This window comes from Micromonospora sp. RP3T (assembly GCF_003027925.1).
GTDB lineage: Bacteria > Actinomycetota > Actinomycetes > Mycobacteriales > Micromonosporaceae > Micromonospora.
In genome coordinates this window covers 22,001-42,196 of sequence record NZ_PYPS01000014.1, presented here as the reverse complement: position 1 = coordinate 42,196, position 20,196 = coordinate 22,001, and the positions used below count along the sequence as shown (strand labels likewise).

Genomic DNA, 20,196 nt, shown 5'->3' with positions numbered 1-20,196 from the left:
GGGCGGGTGACCGACGTTCCCGGCAGCGACAGTGCTCGCCGACGGGCCGTCCCGGCGGCCAAGCCCCGGGTGCGGATGTCCGCGGCGCAGCGGCGCGAGCAGTTGATCTCGATCGCCCGGCAGATCTTCGCCGAGCGCGGGTTCGACGCCACCTCGATCGAGGAGGTGGCGTCGCGGGCCAAGGTCTCCAAGCCGGTGGTCTACGAGCACTTCGGCGGCAAGGAGGGGCTCTACGCGGTGGTGGTGGACCGGGAGGTCCGCTCGCTGCTGGACCGGATCACCACGGCGCTGACCGCGGGCCATCCGCGCGAGCTGCTGGAGCAGGCCGCGTTGACGCTGCTGACCTACATCGAGGAGGAGACCAGCGGCTTCCGGGTGCTGGTCCGGGAGTCGCCGCTGATGTCGGCGACGGGCAACTTCAGCAGCGTGATGAACGACGTCGCGCACCAGGTGGAGCACATTCTCGGCGCGGAGTTCTCCAGCCGGGGGTACGACCCGAAGCTGGCGGAGCTCTACTCGCAGGCGCTGGTGGGCATGGTGGCGTTGACCGGGCGCTGGTGGCTGGAGGTGCGCCGGCCACGCAAGGAGACGGTGGCGGCGCACCTGGTGAACCTGGCCTGGAACGGCCTGTCGCACCTGGAGTCGAAGCCGGGGCCGATCCAGGGTTAGCGGTTGCCCTCGGCGAGCGGGTGGTAGCGACGGCGGCGCTCCTCCTCGGCGTGCTCGGGCGGCCCGACCTTGTCGTACAGCCCGGTGGCGAGCAGGATCAGCCCGAACATCAGCGACACGATGACGGTGGACATCGAGAAGTTCAGGAAGTTCGCCGAGGTCTGGAGCACGGCCATCATCAGGATGCCGGTGACCAGGAAGACCGCGCCGGCGGTGAGGTTCATGTAGTGCCCGAGGTTGTTCCGGCGGGACGCGCCGATGATCAGGACCGCGCCGAACACCACCGAGACCAGCGAGAACGCCAGGTTGGTGCGCAGCCCGAGGGCGTAGGTGTCCTGCCGGCTGAACAACCCGTCGCCCCAGGTCTCGAACACGCCCCAGACGCCGAAGGCCAGGATGTAGAGGCCGATCAGCCCGGACAGCACCCGGTAGAGCGGTCGCGCGGGGTGGTTCACCGGGAAGTGCGCCATGGTGCCCTCCAGCCGTGGAGACTGATTCGGGACAATTGTCCCCCGGGGCGTCCGGTTCCGTACCGGGAAACGCCGAAGGCCCGGCGCGGACGCCGGGCCTTCGGGGTGGATCGGGATCAGAGCACCAGGCGGGCCTTCTGCCAGGCCTCGTGCTCGTCGTCGGTGCCGACCTTGCCGTACATGCCGGCCACCAGCAGGACCAGCGACAGCGTCAGGACCACGATCACGGTCATGATCGAGAAGTTGAGGACGTTGGCGTCCGTCTGGAGGAACGCCAGCGCGGCCAGGCCGATGACCATGAGCGTGTACGCCACCCACTGGTTGACCGCCACGTCGAGGTTGCGGCCGATCGCGGTGCCGACCAGGATCACCACGCCGATCAGGATCGACAGCAGCGACAAGCCCATGTTGGTGCCCTGGCCGAGCACCCTGGTGTCGTCCTGGGCGAAGAAGTCGTTGCCGGCGCTGGCGATGATGCCGAGGCCGCCGAAGACGACGAAGTACAGACCAACGAGCCCGCCGATCGCCCGGTAGATCGGCCGCGCGGGGTGGTTGACGGGGGTGTGGGCCATCTCAGCGTCTCCAAGACCGTTCGGATGAGGGTTCCTCGGTGATTGTCCCGTACGGCGGTCAGTGACGCCGCACACCCCCCACGCCTCAGCCGGCGGGCAGCTCCTCGGCCAGCGCCAACCAGGTCTCCTCGGTGTGGTCCCGCTCGGCCCGGACCTCCTTGAGCTGGGCGTCCAGCTCGGCGACGCGGGCGTAGTCGGTGGCGTTGGCGGCGAGTTGCTCGTGCAGGCCCGCCTCCTTCTGTTCGAGTTTGGCGATCTGCCGTTCCAGCCGGTTGAGCTCCTTCTTCGCGGTGCGTACCTCGGCGGCGGACATGCCGTCGCGGGCCGGCGCGGCCGTGCCCGGGGTGAGGTCGGCGGGCGCCGGGCCACCGGCCGCGGCGGCCCGGGCCAGGTACTCGTCGATGCCACCGGGCAGGTGCACGAGCCGCCCGTCACCGAACATGCCGTACGCGACGTCGGTGACCCGCTCGATCAGGTAGCGGTCGTGGCTGGCCACCACGATGGTGCCGGGCCACGAGTCGAGCAGGTCCTCCAGCGCGGCGAGCGTGTCGGTGTCCAGGTCGTTGGTGGGCTCGTCGAACAGCAGCACGTTGGGCTCGCCGGCCAGCAGCCGCAGCATCTGGAGGCGGCGGCGCTCGCCGCCGGACAGGTCGCTGACCGGTGTCCAGAGCCGCCGGTCGTCAAAGCCGAAGATCTCGGCGAGCTGGGACGCGCTGATCTCCCGGTCGCCGAACTGCACCCGGCGGGCCACCTCCTCGACGGCTTCCAGCACGCGCAGGTGGCCGGGGAGTTCGGCGAGTTCCTGGGAGAGGAACGCCGGCCGCACGGTCTGCCCGGCGGCGAAGCGCCCGCCGTCGGCGCGCGTCACGCCGGCGAGCAGCCGCAGCAGCGTGGTCTTGCCGGCGCCGTTGCGGCCGAGGATCGCGATCCGGTCACCGGGGCCGACCTGCCAGGTGGTGTCGCGCAGGATCTCCTTCGGGCCGGCGTGCAGGGTGACGTGCTCCAGGTCGTACACCTGCTTGCCGAGCCGGGCGGTGGCGAGCCGTTGCAGCGACATGGTGTCGCGCGGTTCCGGCACGTCGGCGATGAGCGCGTTCGCGGCGTCGATGCGGAACTTGGGCTTGGAGGTCCGCGCCGGCGGGCCCCGCCGCAGCCAGGCGATCTCCTTGCGGAGCAGGTTCTGCCGGCGGGCCTCGGTGGCGGCGGCGACCCGCTGCCGCTCGACGCGGGCCAGCGTCCACGCCGCGAAGCCGCCCTCGTACGCCCGGACGGTCCGGTCGGCGACCTCCCAGGTGGTGGTGCAGACGGCGTCGAGGAACCAGCGGTCGTGGGTGACCACGACCAGCGCGCCCTTGCGGGTGACCAGGTGCCGGGCCAGCCAGTCGACGCCACCGACGTCGAGGTGGTTGGTGGGCTCGTCGAGGACGAGCAGGTCGGCGTCGCGGACCAGCAGCGCGGCGAGCGCGACCCGGCGGCGTTCCCCGCCGGACATGGTGCCGACCGCGGCGTCGAGGCCGAGGTGGGGCATGCCGAGGCCGTCGAGGATGGCCCGGACGCCCGCGTCGCCGGCCCACTCGTGCTCGGCGCCCATGCTCTCGCCGAGCCACGCGGTGCCGAGCACGACGTCCCGTACGGTGAGGTCGGGAGCCAGGTCGAGGCGCTGCGGCAGCCAGGCGACCCGTAGGTCGCGGCGGTGGGTGACCCGGCCGTCGTCGGGCTCCTCGCTCCGGGTGAGCATCCGCAGCAGCGTCGACTTGCCGGCGCCGTTGAGACCGACCACGCCGATCCGGTCGGCGTCGTCGAGGCCGAGCGAGACGTCGGTGAGCAGTGGCCCGGCGGCGCCGTACCCCTTGGACACCCGGTCCAGGTTGACGATGTTGGCCACTGGCTCACCTTTCACACGACTCAGGCGCCCCGGGGTCCGGGACGCCTGGGTCAAGGGTACGGGGCGTCAGACGATGCGGGCGCCGTGCACGGGACCGTGCGCGACCCGCGCCTCCCGGCACACTCCGGCGGCGGTCAGCTCGTCGGCGATCCGCTCCGCGTCGGCGGCGTCGGCGGCGAGGAACACGCAGGTGGGCCCGGAGCCGGAGACGATGCCGGCGAGCGCGCCGGCGGCCTCGCCGGCCTTGAGCGTCCCGGCCAGCGCCGGGCGCATGGCCAGCGCGGCGTCCTGGAGGTCGTTGCCGAGCGTGGCGGCGAGCACCCGCGGGTCCCGCTGGCGCAGCGCGCCGAGCAGCGCGTCGGTGCTGCCCAGCGGCGCGCCGGCGGCCCCGGTGTCGCGGAGCCGGTCCAGCTCGCGGTAGGCGGCCGGGGTGGAGAGGCCGCCGTCGGCGATGGCCACCACCCAGTGCCAGGAGGTGGGGCGTGCCAGCACCGGGCTGACCGCCTCGCCCCGGCCGGTGCCGAGCGCGGTGCCGCCGTGGATCAGGAACGGCACGTCGGAGCCGAGGTCGGCGGCGATGCCGGCCAGTTCGTCGCGGGACAGGCCGGTGCCCCAGAGCGCGTCGCAGGCGACAAGCGCGGCGGCGGCGTCGGCGCTGCCGCCGGCCAGCCCGCCGGCGAGCGGGATGTGCTTGCGCAGGTGCAGCCGGGCGTGCGGGGCGACCCCGGCGTAGCCGGCGAGGGCGTGCGCGGCGCGCAGCACCAGGTTGGTGTCGTCCAGGGCCAGCTCGCCGGCGCCCTCGCCCTCCATGGTGAGCGCGAGCGTGTCGCCGCCGCGGGCGGTCAGCTCGTCGTAGATGGAGATCGCGTGGTAGACGGTGTTCAGCTCGTGGTAGCCGTCCCGCCGCAGCGGTCCCACCCCGAGGTGCAGGTTGACCTTGGCGGGCACCCGCACCTTGACCGGGCCGCTGGAGCCGCGCCGCTGCCCGTCCTCGTCCTCCGGTCGCCAGGCCTCGGTCACCGGGACAGCTCCCGTGGGCGCAGGCGGGTGTCGAACGGCTTCTGCACGGTCAGCTCCTCGGCGGGGTCGGGCAACGGCGCCAGCCTACTGGGCCCCGGCGGAGCCGTCCGGGGCCGACGCGGCGATGGCGGCGAACTGCTCGACGGTGAGCGACTCGCCGCGGGCGCCCGGGTCCACGCCGGCGGCGGTGAGCGCGGCGGCGGCCCGGTCCGCGCCGCCGGCCCAGCCGGCCAGCGCGGCGCGCAGCGTCTTGCGGCGCTGGGCGAACGCGGCGTCGACCACCGCGAAGACCGCCCTGCGGGGTACCTCGGGCCGGGGCGGCTCGCGGCGGGTGAACGCGACCAGGCCGGAGTCGACGTTGGGCACCGGCCAGAACACGTTGGGCGGGACCTTGCCGGCGGCGCGGGCGCGGGCGTACCAGGCGAGCTTGACCGAGGGGATGCCGTACACCTTGGAGCCGGGACCGGCGACGAGCCGGTCGGCGACCTCCTTCTGCACCATCACCAGGCCGTGCCGCAGGGTGGGCAGCTCGGCGAGCAGGTGCAGCACCACCGGCACGGCCACGTTGTAGGGCAGGTTCGCCACCAGCGCGGTGGGGGCCGGGTCGCCCAGGTCGGCGGCGGTGACCCGCAGCGCGTCGGCGGGGTGCACGGTGAGCCGGGCGGCGTCCGGGCCGGCGAACCGGTCGGCGGTGCCGGGCAGCGCGGCGGCGAGCGCCGGGTCGAGTTCCACGGCGTGCACGTGCGCGGCGACCGGCAGCAGCGCCAGGGTGAGCGAGCCGAGCCCGGGGCCGACCTCCAGCGCTACGTCGTCCGGGGCGAGCCCGGCGGTGGTGACGATCCGGCGCACCGTGTTCGGGTCGTGCACGAAGTTCTGGCCGAGCTTCTTGGTCGGCGTGACGCCGAGCCGCGCGGCGAGTTCCCGGATCTCCGCCGGGCCGAGGAGTCCGGTCACGCCCCGTAGCGTAAGCGCCCGCCCATTCGTGAAAGGAGGGGCCCCTTCTTAACGCCTGGCGTCAAGAAGGGGCCCCTTCTCACCGCCACGGGCCGAAGGCGCGCTCACCGTTGGTTGACAGCGCGGCGCAGAGGGACTCCAGGTCGGTGCCGGTGGTGTCGGCCAGGAACCGGACCGTCAGCGGGATCAGGTACGACGCGTTCGGCCGCCCCCGGTACGGCATCGGGGTCAGGTACGGCGCGTCGGTCTCCACCAGCATCTGCTCCGGCGGGGTGACGGCGGCGGCCTCGCGCAGCGCGGCGGCGCTGCCGAACGTGACAGTGCCGGCGAAGCTGAGCAGGTGGCCGCGGCGCACGCACGCGCGGGCGAAGTCGGCGTCACCGGAGAAGCAGTGCATCACCACGGTGTCCGGGGCGCCCTCGTCGTCGAGGATGCGCAGCACGTCGGCGTGCGCGTCGCGGTCGTGGATGACGAGCGCCTTGCGGTGGCGCTTGGCGATGGCGATGTGCGCCCGGAAGCTCTCCTCCTGCGCGGCCCGGCCCGCCTCGCCGGTGCGGAAGAAGTCCATTCCGGTCTCGCCGATCCCCCGGACCCGGTCCCGCCCGGCCAGCGCCTCGATCCGGCGCAGCGCCTCGTCCAGGTCGGCGAGGCGGGGCGCCTCGTTGGGGTGCAGCGCCACGGTGGCCAGCACCGCGGCGTACCGGTCGGCGACGTCGGCGCTCCACTCGGACGACGCGACGTCCACGCCGACCTGGACGAGCCGGTCCACGCCGGCGTCGGCGGCGACCGCGAGCGCGGCGGCGACCGGGTCGCCGTCACCCGCGCCGCCCGAGAAGGGGCCACCGTCGCCGCCGGGAGGGGAGCCACCGTCGACGCCGGGGGGTGCGCCGTACTCGCCGACGGTGATGTCGAGGTGGGTGTGGCTGTCCGGCACGGGCACCGGCAGCGGCTCGGGTGCGGGTGGGAACTCGCCGGCCCGGCGGGCGGCGCGCTGCTTGCGGGTCTCGGTCTGCTCGGTCATCGCGGCCAGCATCACACACCCGCGCCGGGCCGCGTTCCCGGACCGCCACCGGCCGTTCACACGCCCCACATCTGGCCGGCCTAGCGTCCCGGAAATGACCGTCACGGACCGTACCGGCGGCGCCGCCTCCGAGCGGACCGGGCTGCGCGTGGCGTACGACGGGCGCGTGCACCCGGCCGAGGAGCTCGCCCGGGGCGCGGCGTACGAGCTGTTCAGTGCCGACGAGGTGCCCGGCTTCGAGTGGTGTCCCCGGCCGGGTGGCGGCCTGCCCTGGCGGAAGTTCGTGCACGCGACCGAGGTGGACGCGGTGCACGGGGCGGCCGAGCCGACCGAGGAGCCCGACTCGCCGCTGCTGATGCCGGTGCACCGGGACCGGGGCTGGGCGTACGTGCACCAGCTCAGCCAGCGGCCGGCGGCGGCGGGCGACCCGACGCTGGCCGCGGTGCGGGCGTCGGCGGTGATCCGGCCGGGCACCCGGATGGTGAAGGTGCTCTCCGCCCGGCAGCTCGCCGGTTACGTGCGGGGCTGGTTGCCGCACGGCTTCTGCTACCGGGAGCACGACGTGGCGCACCTGCGGACGCCGGCGGGGCTGGCGGTGCTGCGCGGCGACTCGGAGGGCGGCGACGTGGCGTACGCGTTGCGGTGGCGGGCCGCCGACCCGGCCGACTACGACGTCCCGGTCGGCCCGGCGCACCGCGGGCTGACCGCCCTGCCGCCCCGGGACCGGATCGGGCCGCCGGTGCTGGGCACCGGGTTCGTGCCGAGCGACGGGCAGCTCGTCCCGGAGTTCGTCACCCGGGACTTCGCCGACCTGCCGGTGCCGGCGAACGCCACGCTGCTCGCCTACCCGGCGGAGGGGGTGGAGGTGGTGCTCTACACCTATCAGGCGGAGCAGCGCGGCTGGCTGCGGTTGGCCGGTCCGCAGTGGCGGCACCTGCTGGCCGCGGTGCCCGGCCTCGCCGCCGACCAGGAGTACGTGCCGACCGGCGACGCGCCGCGCTCGACCCGGCTGGTCGGCGCGTACGCCGGGGCCGAGTACGAGGCGGTGGCCGACCAGCCCGGCGGGTTCCGGGTGCTGGCGATGACCCGGGCGGCCCGCTATCCGGTGGACGCGGCGGCCCGGCGGCTGCGGACGGCCGGGTGGCGTGGGGTGCCCTGTCTGGTGCTGCGGGAGGAGTCGGGTTGGCTGCGGTTGCGGCTGCGTCGCCCGGATCCGGACGCGGTGGCGGTGACCGGGGCGCAGTGTCACGAACGGGGCGTCTACGAGGTGTGGGCGCCGAGCGGCGAGCTGACCGAGGACCGGGTGGTGGACCTGCCGTACCCGCGCCGCGACGCATAGCCGGCGGCGGGTCGGGAAGGCGTGGGCGTCCGAGACCCACGCGAGGGGGAATTCCGACATGCCTTTCGTCACCGTCGGTACGGAGAACTCCGCACCCATCGACCTGTACTACGAGGATCACGGTTCCGGTCAGCCGATCGTGCTGATCCACGGTTTCCCGTTCAACGGGGCGACCTGGGAGAAGATGAGCGGTCCGCTGCTCGCCGCCGGGTACCGGGTGATCACGTACGACCGGCGCGGGTACGGCAGTTCCGCCCAGCCGGCGTTCGGCTACGACTACGACACGTTCGCCGCCGACCTGGACGTGTTGATGACCGAGCTGGACCTGCGGGACGCGATCCTGGTCGGGCACTCGATGGGCACCGGCGAGGTCACCCGCTACCTGGGCGCGTACGGGTCGGACCGGGTGTCTCGCGCAGTGGTGATGGCTCCGTTGGCGCCGTTCCTGCTGAAGACGCCGGACAATCCGGAAGGCGTGGAGAAGAGCCTGTTCGACGGGTTCCAGCAGGCGATCATCCAGGACCGGTTCGCCTACCTGACGCAGTTCTGCGACGCGTTCTTCAACGCCAGCGAGAACAAGGGCAAGCTGGTCAGCGACGAGGCGTACCACGCGCACTGGCAGATCGGCGCGCAGGCGTCCGCGAAGGGCACCCACGACTCGGTGGACGCCTGGCAGACCGACTTCCGCGGCGACCTGCCGAACATCACGATCCCGGTGCTGATCATCCAGGGCGACAAGGACATGGTGCTGCCGTTCCCGAAGACGGGTCAGCGGCTGGTGGACATGCTGTCCGACGCCAAGCTGGTCACGCTCAAGGGCGCGCCGCACGGCATCCCGTGGACCCATCCGTCCGAGGTCAACAAGGCGCTGATGGAGTTCATCGGCAAGCCGAGCATGGCCCGGGCCTGACCCCGGACGACAGGCGGCCCCGGGGGTCTCCCCGGGGCCGTCGTCGCGTCGGTGGTCAGCCGGCGAGGCGGGCCAGTTCCTCGTCGACGATGGACGGGTCGAGCTTGCGGAACACCGGCTTGGGCGCCGCGAGCGGCCGGCCCACCTCCAGGGGTACGGACTCCCAGCGCGCCCCGACCGTGTAGTCGCCGGTCAGCACCGGGTAGGCCGGGCCGCCGTCGAGGTCGTCGACCTCCTCGATCACCGGCATCGGCGCGTGCGTGCCGGTGCCGCCGAGCAGCTCGTGGATCTGCTGGGCGGAGTGCGGCAGAAACGGGGTGAGCAGCGTGTTGGCGTCGCTGACCACCTGGAGCGCGACGTGCAGGATGGTGCCCATCCGCGGCTTGTCGTCGTCGCCCTTGAGCTTCCAGGGCGCCTGCTCGGACAGATACTTGTTGGCCTCGGCGACCACCTTCATGGCCTCGCCGATGGCCTGCTTCTGCCGGTGCCGGGCGATCAGGTCGCCGACGGTGGCGAAGCCGGCCGTCGCGACGTCGAGCAGCGCCCGGTCGGCGTCGGTGAGCCCGGCCGGGTCGACCGGCGGGATCGCGCCGAAGTTCTTCGCCGCCATCGACACGGACCGGTTGACCAGGTTGCCCCAGCCGGCGACCAGCTCGTCGTTGTTGCGGCGGAGGAACTCCGCCCAGGTGAAGTCCGTGTCGTTGCTCTCCGGGCCGGCCACCGCGATGAAGTAGCGCAACGCGTCGGCGTCGTAGCGCTCCAGGAAGTCCCGGACGTAGATGACCACCTTGCGGGAGGAGGAGAACTTCCGTCCCTCCATGGTCAGGTATTCGCTGGAGACGACCTCGGTGGGCAGGTTGAGCCGGCCCAGCCGGCCGGGCTCGCCGTCGCGGGCGCCCTCGCCGGAGTAGCCGCCGAGCAGCGCCGGCCAGATCACCGAGTGGAAGACGATGTTGTCCTTGCCCATGAAGTAGTAGCCGAGCGCGTCCTTCCCCTCGGCGTCGGCCGACCACCACTTCCGCCACGCCTCCGGGTCGCCGGTGCGGCGGGCCCACTCGATGGACGCGGACAGGTAGCCGATCACCGCGTCGAACCAGACGTAGATCCGCTTGTCGTTCCGGTCCTGCCAGCCGTCGAGCGGGATCGGCACGCCCCATTCCAGGTCGCGGGTGATGGCCCGGGGCTGGAGGTCGTCGAGCAGGTTCCGGGAGAAGCGCAGCACGTTGGGCCGCCAGCCCTCCCGGGTGTCCAGCCACTGCCGCAGCGCGTCGGCGAGGGCGGGCAGGTCGAGGAAGAAGTGCTCGGTCTCCACGAACTCCGGCGTCTCGCCGTTGATCTTCGACTTGGGGTCGATCAGGTCGATCGGGTCGAGCTGGTTGCCGCAGTTGTCGCACTGGTCGCCGCGGGCGCTGTCGTAGCCGCAGATCGGGCAGGTGCCCTCGATGTAGCGGTCCGGCAGGGTGCGGCCGGTGGACGGGGAGATCGCCCCGGTGGTGACCTTCGGGACGATGTAGCCGTTGCGGTGCAGCCCGGTGAACAGCTCCTGCACCACCGCGTAGTGGTTGCGGGTGGTGGTGCGGGTGAACAGGTCGTACGACAGGCCGAGCGCCCGCAGGTCCTCGGCGATCACCCGGTTGTAGCGGTCGGCCAGCTCACGCGCGGTGACCCCCTCGGCGTCGGCCTGCACCTGGATCGGGGTGCCGTGCTCGTCGGTGCCGGAGACCATGAGCACGTCGTGACCGGCCATCCGCATGTACCGGGCGAAGACGTCGGAGGGAACGCCGAATCCGGATACGTGGCCGATGTGGCGCGGGCCGTTGGCGTAGGGCCAGGCGACCGCGGCGAGAACGTGACTCATGAGCGTCAAGACTAGTGATTGCCGTGGGCGCCCCGCGAACCAATAGGGCGGGCCGGCCCGGCGTACGCCCGATTTGTCGCCGACACGCGGTCTGAGCTGCCCGGCGAGCCCGTGCCGCAGGTGTGGAATGGACGGCGTGACCAGCAGACCAGCGGCGCCCGAGCCGTCCGCGTCCGCCCGGGCCGCGCCGCGCGCCACGCCGGTCGCCCCGCAGCCCCGGGTGGACCCGGTGGATCCGACGGTGGAGGTGGAGCCGACCACCGGGGCGCCGGTCGACGCCGTGCCGCGCCGGGTGCCGGTGCGGCAGCCACGCTGGCAGCGGCGGTCCGCCCCGGCCGGCGACGAGACGACCGGCTGGGCGCCGATCGAGGAGGTGCACTGGGACGGCACGCCGCTGCGCGACGAGCCGCGCCGCCGGACCGTCCGGATCCGCCCCCGGCGGGAGCCGGCCCGCCCGGTCCACCCGCCGAACCCGCCCGCCGGGCTCGCCGTGCTGGTGACGCTGAGTCTGCTCGCCGCGTTCTTCGCCTGGGTGAGCGCCGACCCGTTCTGGCTGGCGGTGGGGCACTCGACGGGCGGCACCGTGATGATCACCGAGTGTGCGGGCGGTGGACTCACCCAGCGCTGCCGGGGCATCTTCCAGGCCGACGGCGACCGCTTCCAGGCGCAGGGCGTACGGGTCAGCGGCGTACCCGCCGGGCACACCGCCACCGGCAGCACGTTGCCGGCCCGGATGACCGGACCGGGCGGCGCCACCGCGTACGCGGACTCCGGCGTCGGGCGGCATCTGCGCTGGCTGCTCGGCCTGGCCCTGGTGGCGGGCTGCGCCGCCGGGATCGCCCGGTGGACCGGCGCGACCCGACTGGCGGACCCGCGACAGCGGCGCTGGGCCGTCGGCCTGGCCGTGGCCGGCCCGCTGCTGATCCTGATCGGCTTCCTCGCCGCCGCCTGGTGAGGGGTGTAAGGAGGGGGCCCCGCTTAACGCTTCCGGTAGAGGCGGGGGCCCCGCTTAACAGCGAGGTGTTAAAAGGGGCCCCCGCCTAACCAGGACCAGGACCAGGCCCAGGCCCAGGCTCAGCGGTGCACGACCGCGTAGACGTCGCGGCGGCGCAGCCCGTACGCGGTCGCGACCTCGGTGATCGCGTCCCGCCGGGACGCCCCGGCCGCCTCGCGCTCGGCCACCGCGGCACGCAGCGCGTCGTCGTCGGGGCGGACCGCCGGGGTCGCCGGCGCACCGGCCACCACCAGTGTGATCTCGCCGCGTACGTCCCCGGCGGCGGCCCACTCGGCCAGCTCGCCCAGGGGCCGGCGGACCACTTCCTCGTAGGTCTTGGTCAGCTCGCGGCAGAGCGCGGCGGGCCGGTCCGGGCCGAACGCCTCGGCCAGGTCGGCGAGCGCCCCGGCGATCCGGTGGGTCGCCTCGAAGAGCACCAGCGTGCGTTCCTCGCCGGCCAGCGCGCGCAGCCGGGAGCGGCGGGCGCCGGGGGTGCGGGGCAGGAAGCCCTCGAAGCAGAACCGGTCGCAGGGCAGCCCGGACAACGCCAGCGCGGTGGTGACCGCGCTCGGGCCGGGGGCGGCGGTGACCGGGACGCCGGCCTCCAGCGCGGCCCGCACCAGCCGGTAGCCGGGGTCGGAGACGCTCGGCATGCCGCCGTCGGTGACCAGCGCGACGGTGTAGCCGGCGGTGAGCACCTCGGCCAACTCCGGGGTACGCCGTTCCTCGTTGCCCTCGAAGTAGGAGACGATCCGGCCGGGCACGGTGATGTCGAGGTCGCGGGCCAGCCGGGTGAGCCGCCGGGTGTCCTCGGCGGCGACCACGTCGGCGGCGGCGAGCACCTCGCGGAACCGGGTGGACGCGTCGGCCGGGTTGCCCAGCGGAGCACCGAGCAGCACTAACCGCCCTACCTCGGACATTTCCCCCACGGCGTGCGCTCCCTCATCGATGGTCGTACCAATTTCGGGGACGATGGACGCCACCGGGCACCCTCGCAGCCTACGATCGCCGGGTGACGAGTGCCTCGACAGCACAGGAGCCCTCCACCACCGACCGGGCCGCCGGCTCACCGGGCGACGACGGGGGTGGCATCCCGGCCGCGGTCCGGCGTCGGCTCGCCACGGTCGACGACCATCTGGGCCGGGGGCAGGCGTGGCTGGCCACCGCCGTGGTGGTGGCGATCGCCGCGATCCTGCGCTTCGTCGGGCTCAGCCACCCCTCCGGCAAGATCTTCGACGAGACCTACTACGCCAAGGACGCGTACGGGCTCATCGACCGGGGCGTCGAGTGGAACTACAAGGACAACGGCCCGTCGTACGTGGTCCACCCGCCGCTGGGCAAGTGGCTGATCGGGCTCGGCGAGTGGGCCTTCGGCTACCAGGACGCCGAGACCAACATCTCGGTGCCGGGGCACCTGATGACCACCGCCCCGGAGTTCGGCTGGCGGTTCGGCGCGGCGGTCTGCGGCACGCTGTCGGTGCTGCTGCTGGTGCGCATCGGCCGACGGATGTTCCGCTCCACCACGCTCGGCTGCGCGGCGGGTCTGCTGCTCGCGCTCGACGGTTTCCACCTGGTGCTGTCCCGCACCGCGATCCTCGACATCTTCCTGCTGTTGTTCGTGCTGGCCGCGTTCGGCGCGCTGGTGCTCGACCGGGACGCCCGGCGGCGACGCTGGTCCCGGGCGCTGGCGGCGGGGCTCGACCCGACCGTGCCGGGGCACGCCGGCCGGCCGGCGTCGGGCTGGCGGAACTGGCCGTGGTGGCGGCTGCTCGCCGGCGTGCTGCTCGGCTGCGCCTGCGCGGTGAAGTGGAGCGGGGTCTACTTCGTGCCGGCGTTCGCGCTGCTGGTGCTGCTCTGGGAGGTCGGGGTCCGCCGGTCGGCCGGGGTCCGCCGCCCGTGGCGGGACGCCGTCCTCGACGAGCTGCCCTGGCTGCTCGCGGCCGGCGTGCTGATGCTGGTGACCTACGTGGCCACCTGGTCGGGTTGGCTGCTGAGCGACGAGGGCTACTACCGCCTGGCCAGCCGCTACCCGAACGTCGAAGGGCTGAGCGACACGCCCGTGTTCGGCGCGCTGATCAACCTGTGGGAATACCACAAGGCCGCGTACGGCTTCCACACCCAGCTCGACGACCCGCACAAGTACCAGTCCTGGCCGTGGCAGTGGCTGCTGCTGGGCCGGCCGGTGGCGTTCGCCTGGTCCGGTGACGGCAACTGCGGCGCGGCGAGCTGCGCCTCCGAGGTGCTGCTGCTGGGCACCCCGCTGCTCTGGTGGTCGTTCCTGCCGGCGCTGGCCGCGACCGTCTGGCTGGGCCTGGCCCGGCGGGACTGGCGGGCCGGGGCGATCCTGCTGAGCGCGGCGGCCGGGCTGCTGCCCTGGTTCTGGTTCGCGCTCGACGGCCGGACGATGTTCTCGTTCTACGCCGCGCCGGCGGTGCCGTTCCTGGTGCTCGCCGTGGTCTACGTGCTGGGCGCGATCGTCACCCCCGCGCCGGTCACCGGCACGGCCGCGCCGCCGAGCGAGGAGCAGACCAATGACCGCCGTCTGGTCGGCGGCATCATCGCGGGCGCCTACGTGCTGCTGGTGGCGCTCTGTTTCGGCTACTTCTATCCGATCTTCGTGGGCAAGCTGCTGCCGTACGCGGACTGGTCCGCCCGGATGTGGCTGGACGGCCGCTGGATCTGAGCCCGGCTGAACGCACGACGGCCCGGTGGAGACCTCTCCGCCGGGCCGAAATGTGCTTGCGCCAGCGCCGCAGATCTGCTTGGCGGGCCGGGGCAGAAAAAAGCGCGCCCCGATCGCCTGCCACGGGGGAAGCGGGCGATTGGGGCGCGCAAGACAGAGCTTAACCACACTGCGCCGACCGCACAACGGGTGCAGCTCAGTCAGATTTCCGACCAACGCGCCACCCCCCGAAAGGTTTACATCGGGCAGCTAACGGTGGGTCATCCCCCGGGAACATAACGAGTTCGACACCATCGCCGACCGGGTCGCACCCCACCACCCGGATGATCTTCCATTGTGGATCTCACTACACTCGCCCGGTGATCAACAAGAGACGATCGACGGCCGTCCTGTGGGGACTGCTGGCGGCGATCGCGCTGATCGGTCCGAGCCCTGCCGGGGCCGACGACGAGACCACCGAACCCGCCGCCGAACCACCCAAGGTCGAGCTGGTGCTCGACGTGAGCGGCTCGATGCGGGCCCGCGACATCGACGGGCGCAGTCGGATCAGCGTCGCCCAGCAGGCGTTCAACGAGGTGGTCGACGGCCTGCCCGACGAGACGCAGCTCGGCATCCGGGTGCTCGGCGCCACCTACCGGGGCAAGGACAAGAAGCAGGGCTGCCGGGACACCCAGCAGATCGTGCCGGTCGGCCCGGTGGACCGGACCCAGGCCAAGGCCGCCGTCGCCGGGCTGCGCCCCACCGGTTTCACCCCGGTCGGGCTGGCGCTGCGCTCCGCCGCGCAGGACCTGGGCACCGGCAGCACCGCCCGCCGGATCGTGCTGATCACCGACGGCGAGGACACCTGCGCCCCGCCCGACCCGTGCGAGGTGGCCCGCGAGCTGGCCGCGCAGGGCACCCGGCTGGTGGTCGACACGCTCGGCCTCGCCCCCGACGAGAAGGTACGCCGGCAGTTGCTCTGCATCGCCGGCGCCACCGGCGGCACCTACACCGCGGCGCAGAGCGCCGACGAGTTGACCGGCCGGATCAAGCAGCTCGTCGACCGGGCCCGCGACACGTACACCGTCACCCCGGCGGTGGTCGGCGGCGCGGCGGCCTGCGCGGACGCGCCGCTGCTCGCGCCCGGCGTCTACACCGACCGGGAGGCGTTCTCCGAACACCGCTGGTACCGGGTGCCGGTGCGCGCCGGGCAGGAACTGCGCGCCTCGGTCAGCATCGGGCTGGACCGGCCGGTGAACCCGGACTACGGCGTGCTGCTGCGGGCCACCGCGCCGGACGGGCGGGAACTGGTGCGCGGCGTCGACGCCGGCAGCGGGCGTACCGACGTGGTCTCGGCCGGCCTGCGCTGGTCGGCCGCCGAGGAGGAGGACGCGGCCGGCCCGACGCCCACCCCGAGCGCGACGGCGGCGGCCCGGACCGTCTGCCTGGTGGTCAGCAACTCGTTCGCGGCCCGCGCCGGCACCCGCGCCGAACCGGGCATGCCGGTGGAGCTGACCGTCGACGTGGTCGCCGCCTCCCCCGCCCCGGACGGGCCGGACCTGGGCCGCGGCTGGGCCCTGCTGCTCCTGCTCACCCTGGCCGGCCTCGTCACCGGCCTGGTCGCCGGGCTGCTCACCCGCTGGTGGGTCGCCACCTGGAGGGAGAACTGAGGATGCGTACCCTCATCCGCGTCGCCGCGGCGACCGCCGCCGCCGGTCTCGCGCTCACGCCCGGCGTCGCCCTCGCCGCGCCGAGCCCGTCCCCCGGCGCGACCACCGTGACCAAGGCCGGCACCTCGTTCCTCACCGCCACGAGCATCACCGCCGGCCAGCCGGTACGGGTCGGCGCCTCGACCGGCGACCACCTGTACTGGTCGTTCCGGGCCGAGGCCGGGCAGGTGCACGAGGTCGGCGTCACGGTCGCCTTCGGAAAGCCGCGCACCGGCCCGTCCACCTGGACCGTCGACGTGTTCGACGGGCTGCGTCGCCGGCAGGCGTGCACGGCCGGCGCGCAGACCCCCACCGTGGACGCGGCGGCGACCGGCGTGACGCTCGGCTGCACGCTGCGCCGGGTGCGGCCGTGGGCCGAGCCGTGGTCCGGTGACCCGCTGCCCGGCACCTACTACGTCCGGCTCTCCGTCACCGAACTGCCCGAGCCCGACCTGGGCCTGCCGATCGAGGTGGACCTGCTGGCCGGCGCGACCGACTCCGGCGGCGCGTCCGGTGACGACGGTGAACTGGCGGCGCCACTGGTGCCGAACACGCGGGCCGGGACGGTGCTGACCGCCGAGCCGACGCCGGAACCGGCCGCCGAGGAGGAGACCGACCTGACCGGCTGGCTCCCCGAGGCCGGCTCGCGCTGGGTGTGGACCGGCGTGGGCGGAGTCCTCGCCGCCGTGGCCGGCGTGGTCGGCTTCGCCCTCACCCGGCGGCCCCGCCGCCGCTGAGACCGCTTCCGGTGGCCGCCGCGAACCCGACGCGGCGGCCACCGGAAGCACGACACTCAGACCGTACGCGAACCGCGCGGCACCCAGCCGATGAACCGGTCCTGCAACGCGGTGACCGGCGCGGCACGCAGGTCGTGCGTGGCGGCCGCCAGGCAGGAACCGAGATAGACGCTCAGCGACGCCCGGTCCACCTGGTACTCGATCAGCAGGTTCCGGCGTTTGGTGGCACAGGGCCAGTCTTCGCCGCACGAGCCGCAGGTCCAGTCGGGCGTCACGGGGACGTGCTCGCCGGACCGTGGTTCCGACGCCTCCACACAGGGGGCCATCGGCCACTCCTTCCATCGATGTCGATGACGCTGCCTCCCCCCGCAACGTTCCTTCAGCGCCACACTGCGCTCCGCCGTTACGGTACGGTCACCGCGTGTCCCCGTCACCCACTGACGCACGTGCGTGACCTGTTGCCGTCCACCGTGGCGGTGGCGGTGGCCGGTCCGGACGACTGGTCCGGCACGTTGCTGCCGGCCGAGCGGGCCGGCCTGGGCGACCGCGCGGTGCCCCGCCGGCGACGTGACTTCACCGCCGGCCGGACGTGCGCCCGCCGGGCGCTCGCCGCGCTCGGCCTGCCGGTCACGCCGCTGCCCACCGGCGCGGACCGCGCCCCGGTCTGGCCGGCCGGCGTCGTCGGAGCGATCACCCACACCCAGGGCTACTGCGCCGCCGCCGTCGCCCGCGCCACCGACGTGCGCGCGGTCGGCATCGACGCCGAGCGGCACCGCCCGCTCACCCCCGGGGTACGCCGGAAGGTGTGCCGCCCCGACGAGGAGGCGGACCTGGCCCGGCTGCCGTCCGGGCCGCCCTGGCCGACCGTGCTGTTCAGCGCCAAGGAGACCGTCTACAAGGTCTGGTACCCGCTCGTCGGCACCTGGTTGGGCTTCCCGGACGCCCGGCTCACGCTCGACCCCGACGCGGGCACGTTCCGCGCCGAGATCGCGCCGGCCCGGCTCGCCGCCGCCCCGGTACCCGATCCGCCGTCGTCGATCACCGGACGGTTCACGGTGGACGACGACCTGATCCGTACCGCCGCCGTCCTGGTGCGTCGGTGAGGGCCGGACGGCGGCGTTGTAGGCGGCTTGTACCGTCGTCCCGACTGAAATCTCCTCCCGAAGGTGCCCAAGGAGTACGGTGAGCCACCCTCAGCCTCCGTCCGGGTCACAGGACCCGGACCAGCAGCCGCAGGAATCGCCGACGCAGGCGTTCCCCACCGCGCCGATGCCGCCGGTGTCCGGCAGCCCCTGGGCGCCGCCGCCGACCCCGGACGCGCCGACGGCCCCCGTCTCGGGCGCGCCCCAGCCGCCAACCGAGGCGATCCCGCCGGCTCCGCCGACTCAGGCGATCCCGCCGGCTCCGCCGACTCAGGCGTTCCCGCCGGCTCCGCCGACCCAGGCCTATCCGCCGACGCCGTCGACCCAGGCGTTCCCGCCGCCACCGTCCACCGAGGCGTTCCCGCCGGCACCACCGACGTCGGGGGCGCCGTACCCGCCGGGTGGGGCGTACCCGCAGGCGGGCGGCTACCCGCAGGCGGAGGGTCACCCGCAGGCGGGCGGCTACCCGCAGGGAGAGGGCTATCCGCAGGCAGGTGGCTACCCGCCGCCGGGTGGCTATCCGCCGCCGGGCGGGGCGCAGCCGTCGTATCCGCCCGCGTCGGGCGCACCGTACCCGCCGCCGGGTGGGCAGTACCCGCCGCCGGGCGGCGAGGCGTACAAGGCGACCGGGCCGTACCCGCCGCCACCGGGGCAGCCGTTCGGGCCGCCGGCGAAGAAGTCCAGCCGGAACGTCTGGCTCACCGTCGGCATCGTGGTGGTGGTCCTGCTGCTGCTCTGCTGCGGCGGTGGCATCTTCGCGCTCTACAGCGGCGCGAAGAAGACCAAGGAAGCGATCGACACGCTGCCCACCCCGGACATCAGCTACAGCAACCCGATCGATCCCCCACCGGCCACCGGTGACCCATCCGTCACCACGCCCCAGCCGGGCACCACGGACGACGAGACGTTCAACATGCCCGCCGGCGACAAGCTGATCGTCAACGACGACGAGGGCACGGTGGAGATCACCGTCGGCAACTTCCGGACCAAGGACACCGCCTGCCGGGAGTTCGCGTCCGCCCCGAAGAACGGCACGTTCCTGATCGCCGACGTGTCCGCCGAGGTCACCAAGGGCACCGGCTCGATCAACCCGTTCTTCTTCACCTGGAAGGGCGCGGACGGCACCGAGGAGAGCGGCATCGCCGGCGCGTTCTCCGGCTGCGGCAAGCTGATGACCTCCGGCAACAACCTGCCGGCCGGTTCCAAGCGCAGCGGTCAGCTCATCTTCGACGTTAAGGACCGCAACGGCGTCGTCGAGTACGAGCACCACCTGCGTACCGCCGGGTCCTGGAAGCCCTGACCGACGCGTGACCCCGCCCGGGGGCCGGTCCCGTCGAGGGCCGGCCCCCGGGGCCGTTCGGACGGTGCCGCCGGGCCGTTCAGGTCTTTTCATGTGCGTGTGCCACTCGCCGGCCGCCAGGCTCGACGGATGGCGAACGAGACCACCATCCCGCTGCTGCCGTGCCGCTCCCTGGACGACGTCGCGCCGTTCTACCGGGCCCTCGGCTTCGAGGTGACGCACCGGCAGGCGCGTCCCAACCCGTACCTGGCACTGCGCCGGGAGGATCTGAACCTGCACTTCTTCGGCATGCCGGAGTTCGATCCGGCCACCTCGTACGGTAGCTGCCTGGTCGTGGTGGACGATCCGGTCGGCATCCACCGGGCCTTCGCGGCGGGCCTGCGGGCCGCCTACGGCAAGGTGCTCGTCTCCGGCGTGCCCCGGATGACGCGCCCCCGGCTCCGGCGCAACGCCGGCGGGCACACCGGGTTCAGCGTCGTCGACCCCGGCGGCAACTGGATCCGGTTCGTGGCCCGGGCCGCCACCCCGGACGCGGACGACGACCGGGCCGGGCTGTCCCGGGCGCTGCGGAACGCGGTGGTGCAGGCCGACTCGCGCGGGCTGCCCGCGCAGGCCGCGCGGATCCTCGACCGCGCGCTGGCCCGGCCCGACGCCGCCGACGATCCGGCCGTCCACGTCGAGGCGCTCGTCTACCGCGCCGAGCTGGCGCTGCTGCTGGAAGAGCCGTCGGCCGCGCGTGGGCTGCTGCGGCGGGCCGACGCGGTGCCGCTGGACGAGGCGCTGCGCGGCCGGCTGGCCGACACGCTGCGGCACGCCGCCGACCTGACCGCCCTGCTGCCACCGTTGTAGCCGTTCCCGCCGCATCGAGATCTTGGTACGGAACGGCCCCGGCGAGGGCGGTCCCGTACCAAGATCCATGGCGGGGTCGCGGCGGGCCGATCGGCTGGCCGTCGT

19 protein-coding genes are annotated in these 20,196 nt (G+C 73.7%); 10 read left to right on the top strand and 9 right to left on the bottom strand.

The annotated features are described in order from the left end of the window. Nucleotides 1-6 precede the first annotated feature (6 nt). The gene (locus C8054_RS13525) at nucleotides 7-669 is read left to right on the top strand and encodes a TetR/AcrR family transcriptional regulator (protein ID WP_107157143.1); all 663 of its coding nucleotides are present in this window, start codon (nucleotides 7-9) and stop codon (nucleotides 667-669) included. Here C8054_RS13525 and C8054_RS13520 read toward each other — a convergent pair. The 6 genes from C8054_RS13520 to C8054_RS13495 all read right to left on the bottom strand — a co-directional run bounded on the left by C8054_RS13520 (nucleotide 666) and on the right by C8054_RS13495 (nucleotide 6,603). Continuing rightward, entirely contained in the window at nucleotides 666-1,139 is a 474-nt protein-coding gene (locus C8054_RS13520) for a DUF4383 domain-containing protein (RefSeq protein ID WP_107157142.1), read from the bottom strand. The two genes, C8054_RS13525 and C8054_RS13520, sit on opposite strands and share 4 nt — an antisense overlap. A gap of 116 nt (nucleotides 1,140-1,255) precedes the next feature. Continuing rightward, the gene (locus tag C8054_RS13515; protein ID WP_107157141.1) at nucleotides 1,256-1,711 is read right to left on the bottom strand and encodes a DUF4383 domain-containing protein; all 456 of its coding nucleotides are present in this window, start codon (nucleotides 1,709-1,711) and stop codon (nucleotides 1,256-1,258) included. A gap of 85 nt (nucleotides 1,712-1,796) precedes the next feature. Beyond that, nucleotides 1,797-3,596 carry an ABC-F family ATP-binding cassette domain-containing protein gene (locus C8054_RS13510; protein ID WP_107157140.1) on the bottom strand — a complete coding sequence of 600 codons (1,800 nt, stop codon included), beginning with the start codon at nucleotides 3,594-3,596 and terminating at the stop codon, nucleotides 1,797-1,799. 66 nt (nucleotides 3,597-3,662) lie between these two features. Further along, on the bottom strand, nucleotides 3,663-4,616 hold the full coding sequence (locus tag C8054_RS13505) for a 4-(cytidine 5'-diphospho)-2-C-methyl-D-erythritol kinase (protein WP_107157139.1): 954 nt from the start codon (nucleotides 4,614-4,616) through the stop codon (nucleotides 3,663-3,665). A gap of 84 nt (nucleotides 4,617-4,700) precedes the next feature. Next, nucleotides 4,701-5,570, bottom strand: a complete 870-nt coding sequence (gene rsmA, locus C8054_RS13500; RefSeq protein ID WP_107157138.1) for a 16S rRNA (adenine(1518)-N(6)/adenine(1519)-N(6))-dimethyltransferase RsmA — start codon at nucleotides 5,568-5,570, stop codon at nucleotides 4,701-4,703. A 79-nt stretch (nucleotides 5,571-5,649) separates the two neighbouring features. Further along, the gene (locus C8054_RS13495; protein WP_107157249.1) at nucleotides 5,650-6,603 is read right to left on the bottom strand and encodes a TatD family hydrolase; all 954 of its coding nucleotides are present in this window, start codon (nucleotides 6,601-6,603) and stop codon (nucleotides 5,650-5,652) included. 82 nt (nucleotides 6,604-6,685) lie between these two features. Here C8054_RS13495 and C8054_RS13490 point away from each other — a divergent pair, with 82 nt between their 5' ends. Continuing rightward, nucleotides 6,686-7,930, top strand: coding sequence for a hypothetical protein (locus C8054_RS13490; RefSeq protein ID WP_107157137.1), 1,245 nt, complete (start codon nucleotides 6,686-6,688; stop codon nucleotides 7,928-7,930). Nucleotides 7,931-7,988: 58 nt separating this feature from the next. Next, on the top strand, nucleotides 7,989-8,840 hold the full coding sequence (locus tag C8054_RS13485; protein ID WP_107157136.1) for an alpha/beta fold hydrolase: 852 nt from the start codon (nucleotides 7,989-7,991) through the stop codon (nucleotides 8,838-8,840). A 55-nt stretch (nucleotides 8,841-8,895) separates the two neighbouring features. Here the strand turns inward: C8054_RS13485 and metG are convergent, their stop codons facing one another. Further along, nucleotides 8,896-10,698: a methionine--tRNA ligase gene (gene metG / locus C8054_RS13480; RefSeq protein ID WP_107157135.1), complete on the bottom strand. Its 1,803-nt coding sequence runs from the start codon at nucleotides 10,696-10,698 to the stop codon at nucleotides 8,896-8,898. Nucleotides 10,699-10,825: 127 nt separating this feature from the next. Between metG and C8054_RS13475 the strand changes: the two genes are divergently transcribed. Next, nucleotides 10,826-11,653: a hypothetical protein gene (locus tag C8054_RS13475; protein WP_233219624.1), complete on the top strand. Its 828-nt coding sequence runs from the start codon at nucleotides 10,826-10,828 to the stop codon at nucleotides 11,651-11,653. A 119-nt stretch (nucleotides 11,654-11,772) separates the two neighbouring features. On the opposite strand, the gene rsmI is transcribed toward C8054_RS13475, so the two are convergent. Then, nucleotides 11,773-12,621, bottom strand: coding sequence for a 16S rRNA (cytidine(1402)-2'-O)-methyltransferase (gene rsmI, locus C8054_RS13470; protein WP_107157134.1), 849 nt, complete (start codon nucleotides 12,619-12,621; stop codon nucleotides 11,773-11,775). Nucleotides 12,622-12,704: 83 nt separating this feature from the next. Here rsmI and C8054_RS13465 point away from each other — a divergent pair, with 83 nt between their 5' ends. The 3 genes from C8054_RS13465 to C8054_RS13455 all read left to right on the top strand — a co-directional run bounded on the left by C8054_RS13465 (nucleotide 12,705) and on the right by C8054_RS13455 (nucleotide 16,800). Next, on the top strand, nucleotides 12,705-14,375 hold the full coding sequence (locus tag C8054_RS13465; protein WP_107157133.1) for a dolichyl-phosphate-mannose--protein mannosyltransferase: 1,671 nt from the start codon (nucleotides 12,705-12,707) through the stop codon (nucleotides 14,373-14,375). A 359-nt stretch (nucleotides 14,376-14,734) separates the two neighbouring features. Next, the gene (locus tag C8054_RS13460) at nucleotides 14,735-16,024 is read left to right on the top strand and encodes a VWA domain-containing protein (RefSeq protein WP_107157132.1); all 1,290 of its coding nucleotides are present in this window, start codon (nucleotides 14,735-14,737) and stop codon (nucleotides 16,022-16,024) included. A 2-nt stretch (nucleotides 16,025-16,026) separates the two neighbouring features. Next, entirely contained in the window at nucleotides 16,027-16,800 is a 774-nt protein-coding gene (locus C8054_RS13455) for a peptidase (RefSeq protein ID WP_107157131.1), read from the top strand. A gap of 56 nt (nucleotides 16,801-16,856) precedes the next feature. Here C8054_RS13455 and C8054_RS13450 read toward each other — a convergent pair whose 3' ends face one another. Further along, on the bottom strand, nucleotides 16,857-17,126 hold the full coding sequence (locus tag C8054_RS13450) for a hypothetical protein (protein ID WP_107157130.1): 270 nt from the start codon (nucleotides 17,124-17,126) through the stop codon (nucleotides 16,857-16,859). Nucleotides 17,127-17,246: 120 nt separating this feature from the next. Between C8054_RS13450 and C8054_RS13445 the strand changes: the two genes are divergently transcribed. The 3 genes from C8054_RS13445 (at nucleotide 17,247) to C8054_RS13435 (ending at nucleotide 20,091) form a co-directional block, all read left to right on the top strand. Beyond that, nucleotides 17,247-17,903: a 4'-phosphopantetheinyl transferase superfamily protein gene (locus C8054_RS13445; protein WP_199199739.1), complete on the top strand. Its 657-nt coding sequence runs from the start codon at nucleotides 17,247-17,249 to the stop codon at nucleotides 17,901-17,903. Between the two features lie 79 nt (nucleotides 17,904-17,982). Then, on the top strand, nucleotides 17,983-19,242 hold the full coding sequence (locus C8054_RS13440; RefSeq protein WP_107157129.1) for a hypothetical protein: 1,260 nt from the start codon (nucleotides 17,983-17,985) through the stop codon (nucleotides 19,240-19,242). A 129-nt stretch (nucleotides 19,243-19,371) separates the two neighbouring features. Beyond that, the gene (locus C8054_RS13435; RefSeq protein ID WP_107157128.1) at nucleotides 19,372-20,091 is read left to right on the top strand and encodes a hypothetical protein; all 720 of its coding nucleotides are present in this window, start codon (nucleotides 19,372-19,374) and stop codon (nucleotides 20,089-20,091) included. Nucleotides 20,092-20,196 lie beyond the last annotated feature (105 nt).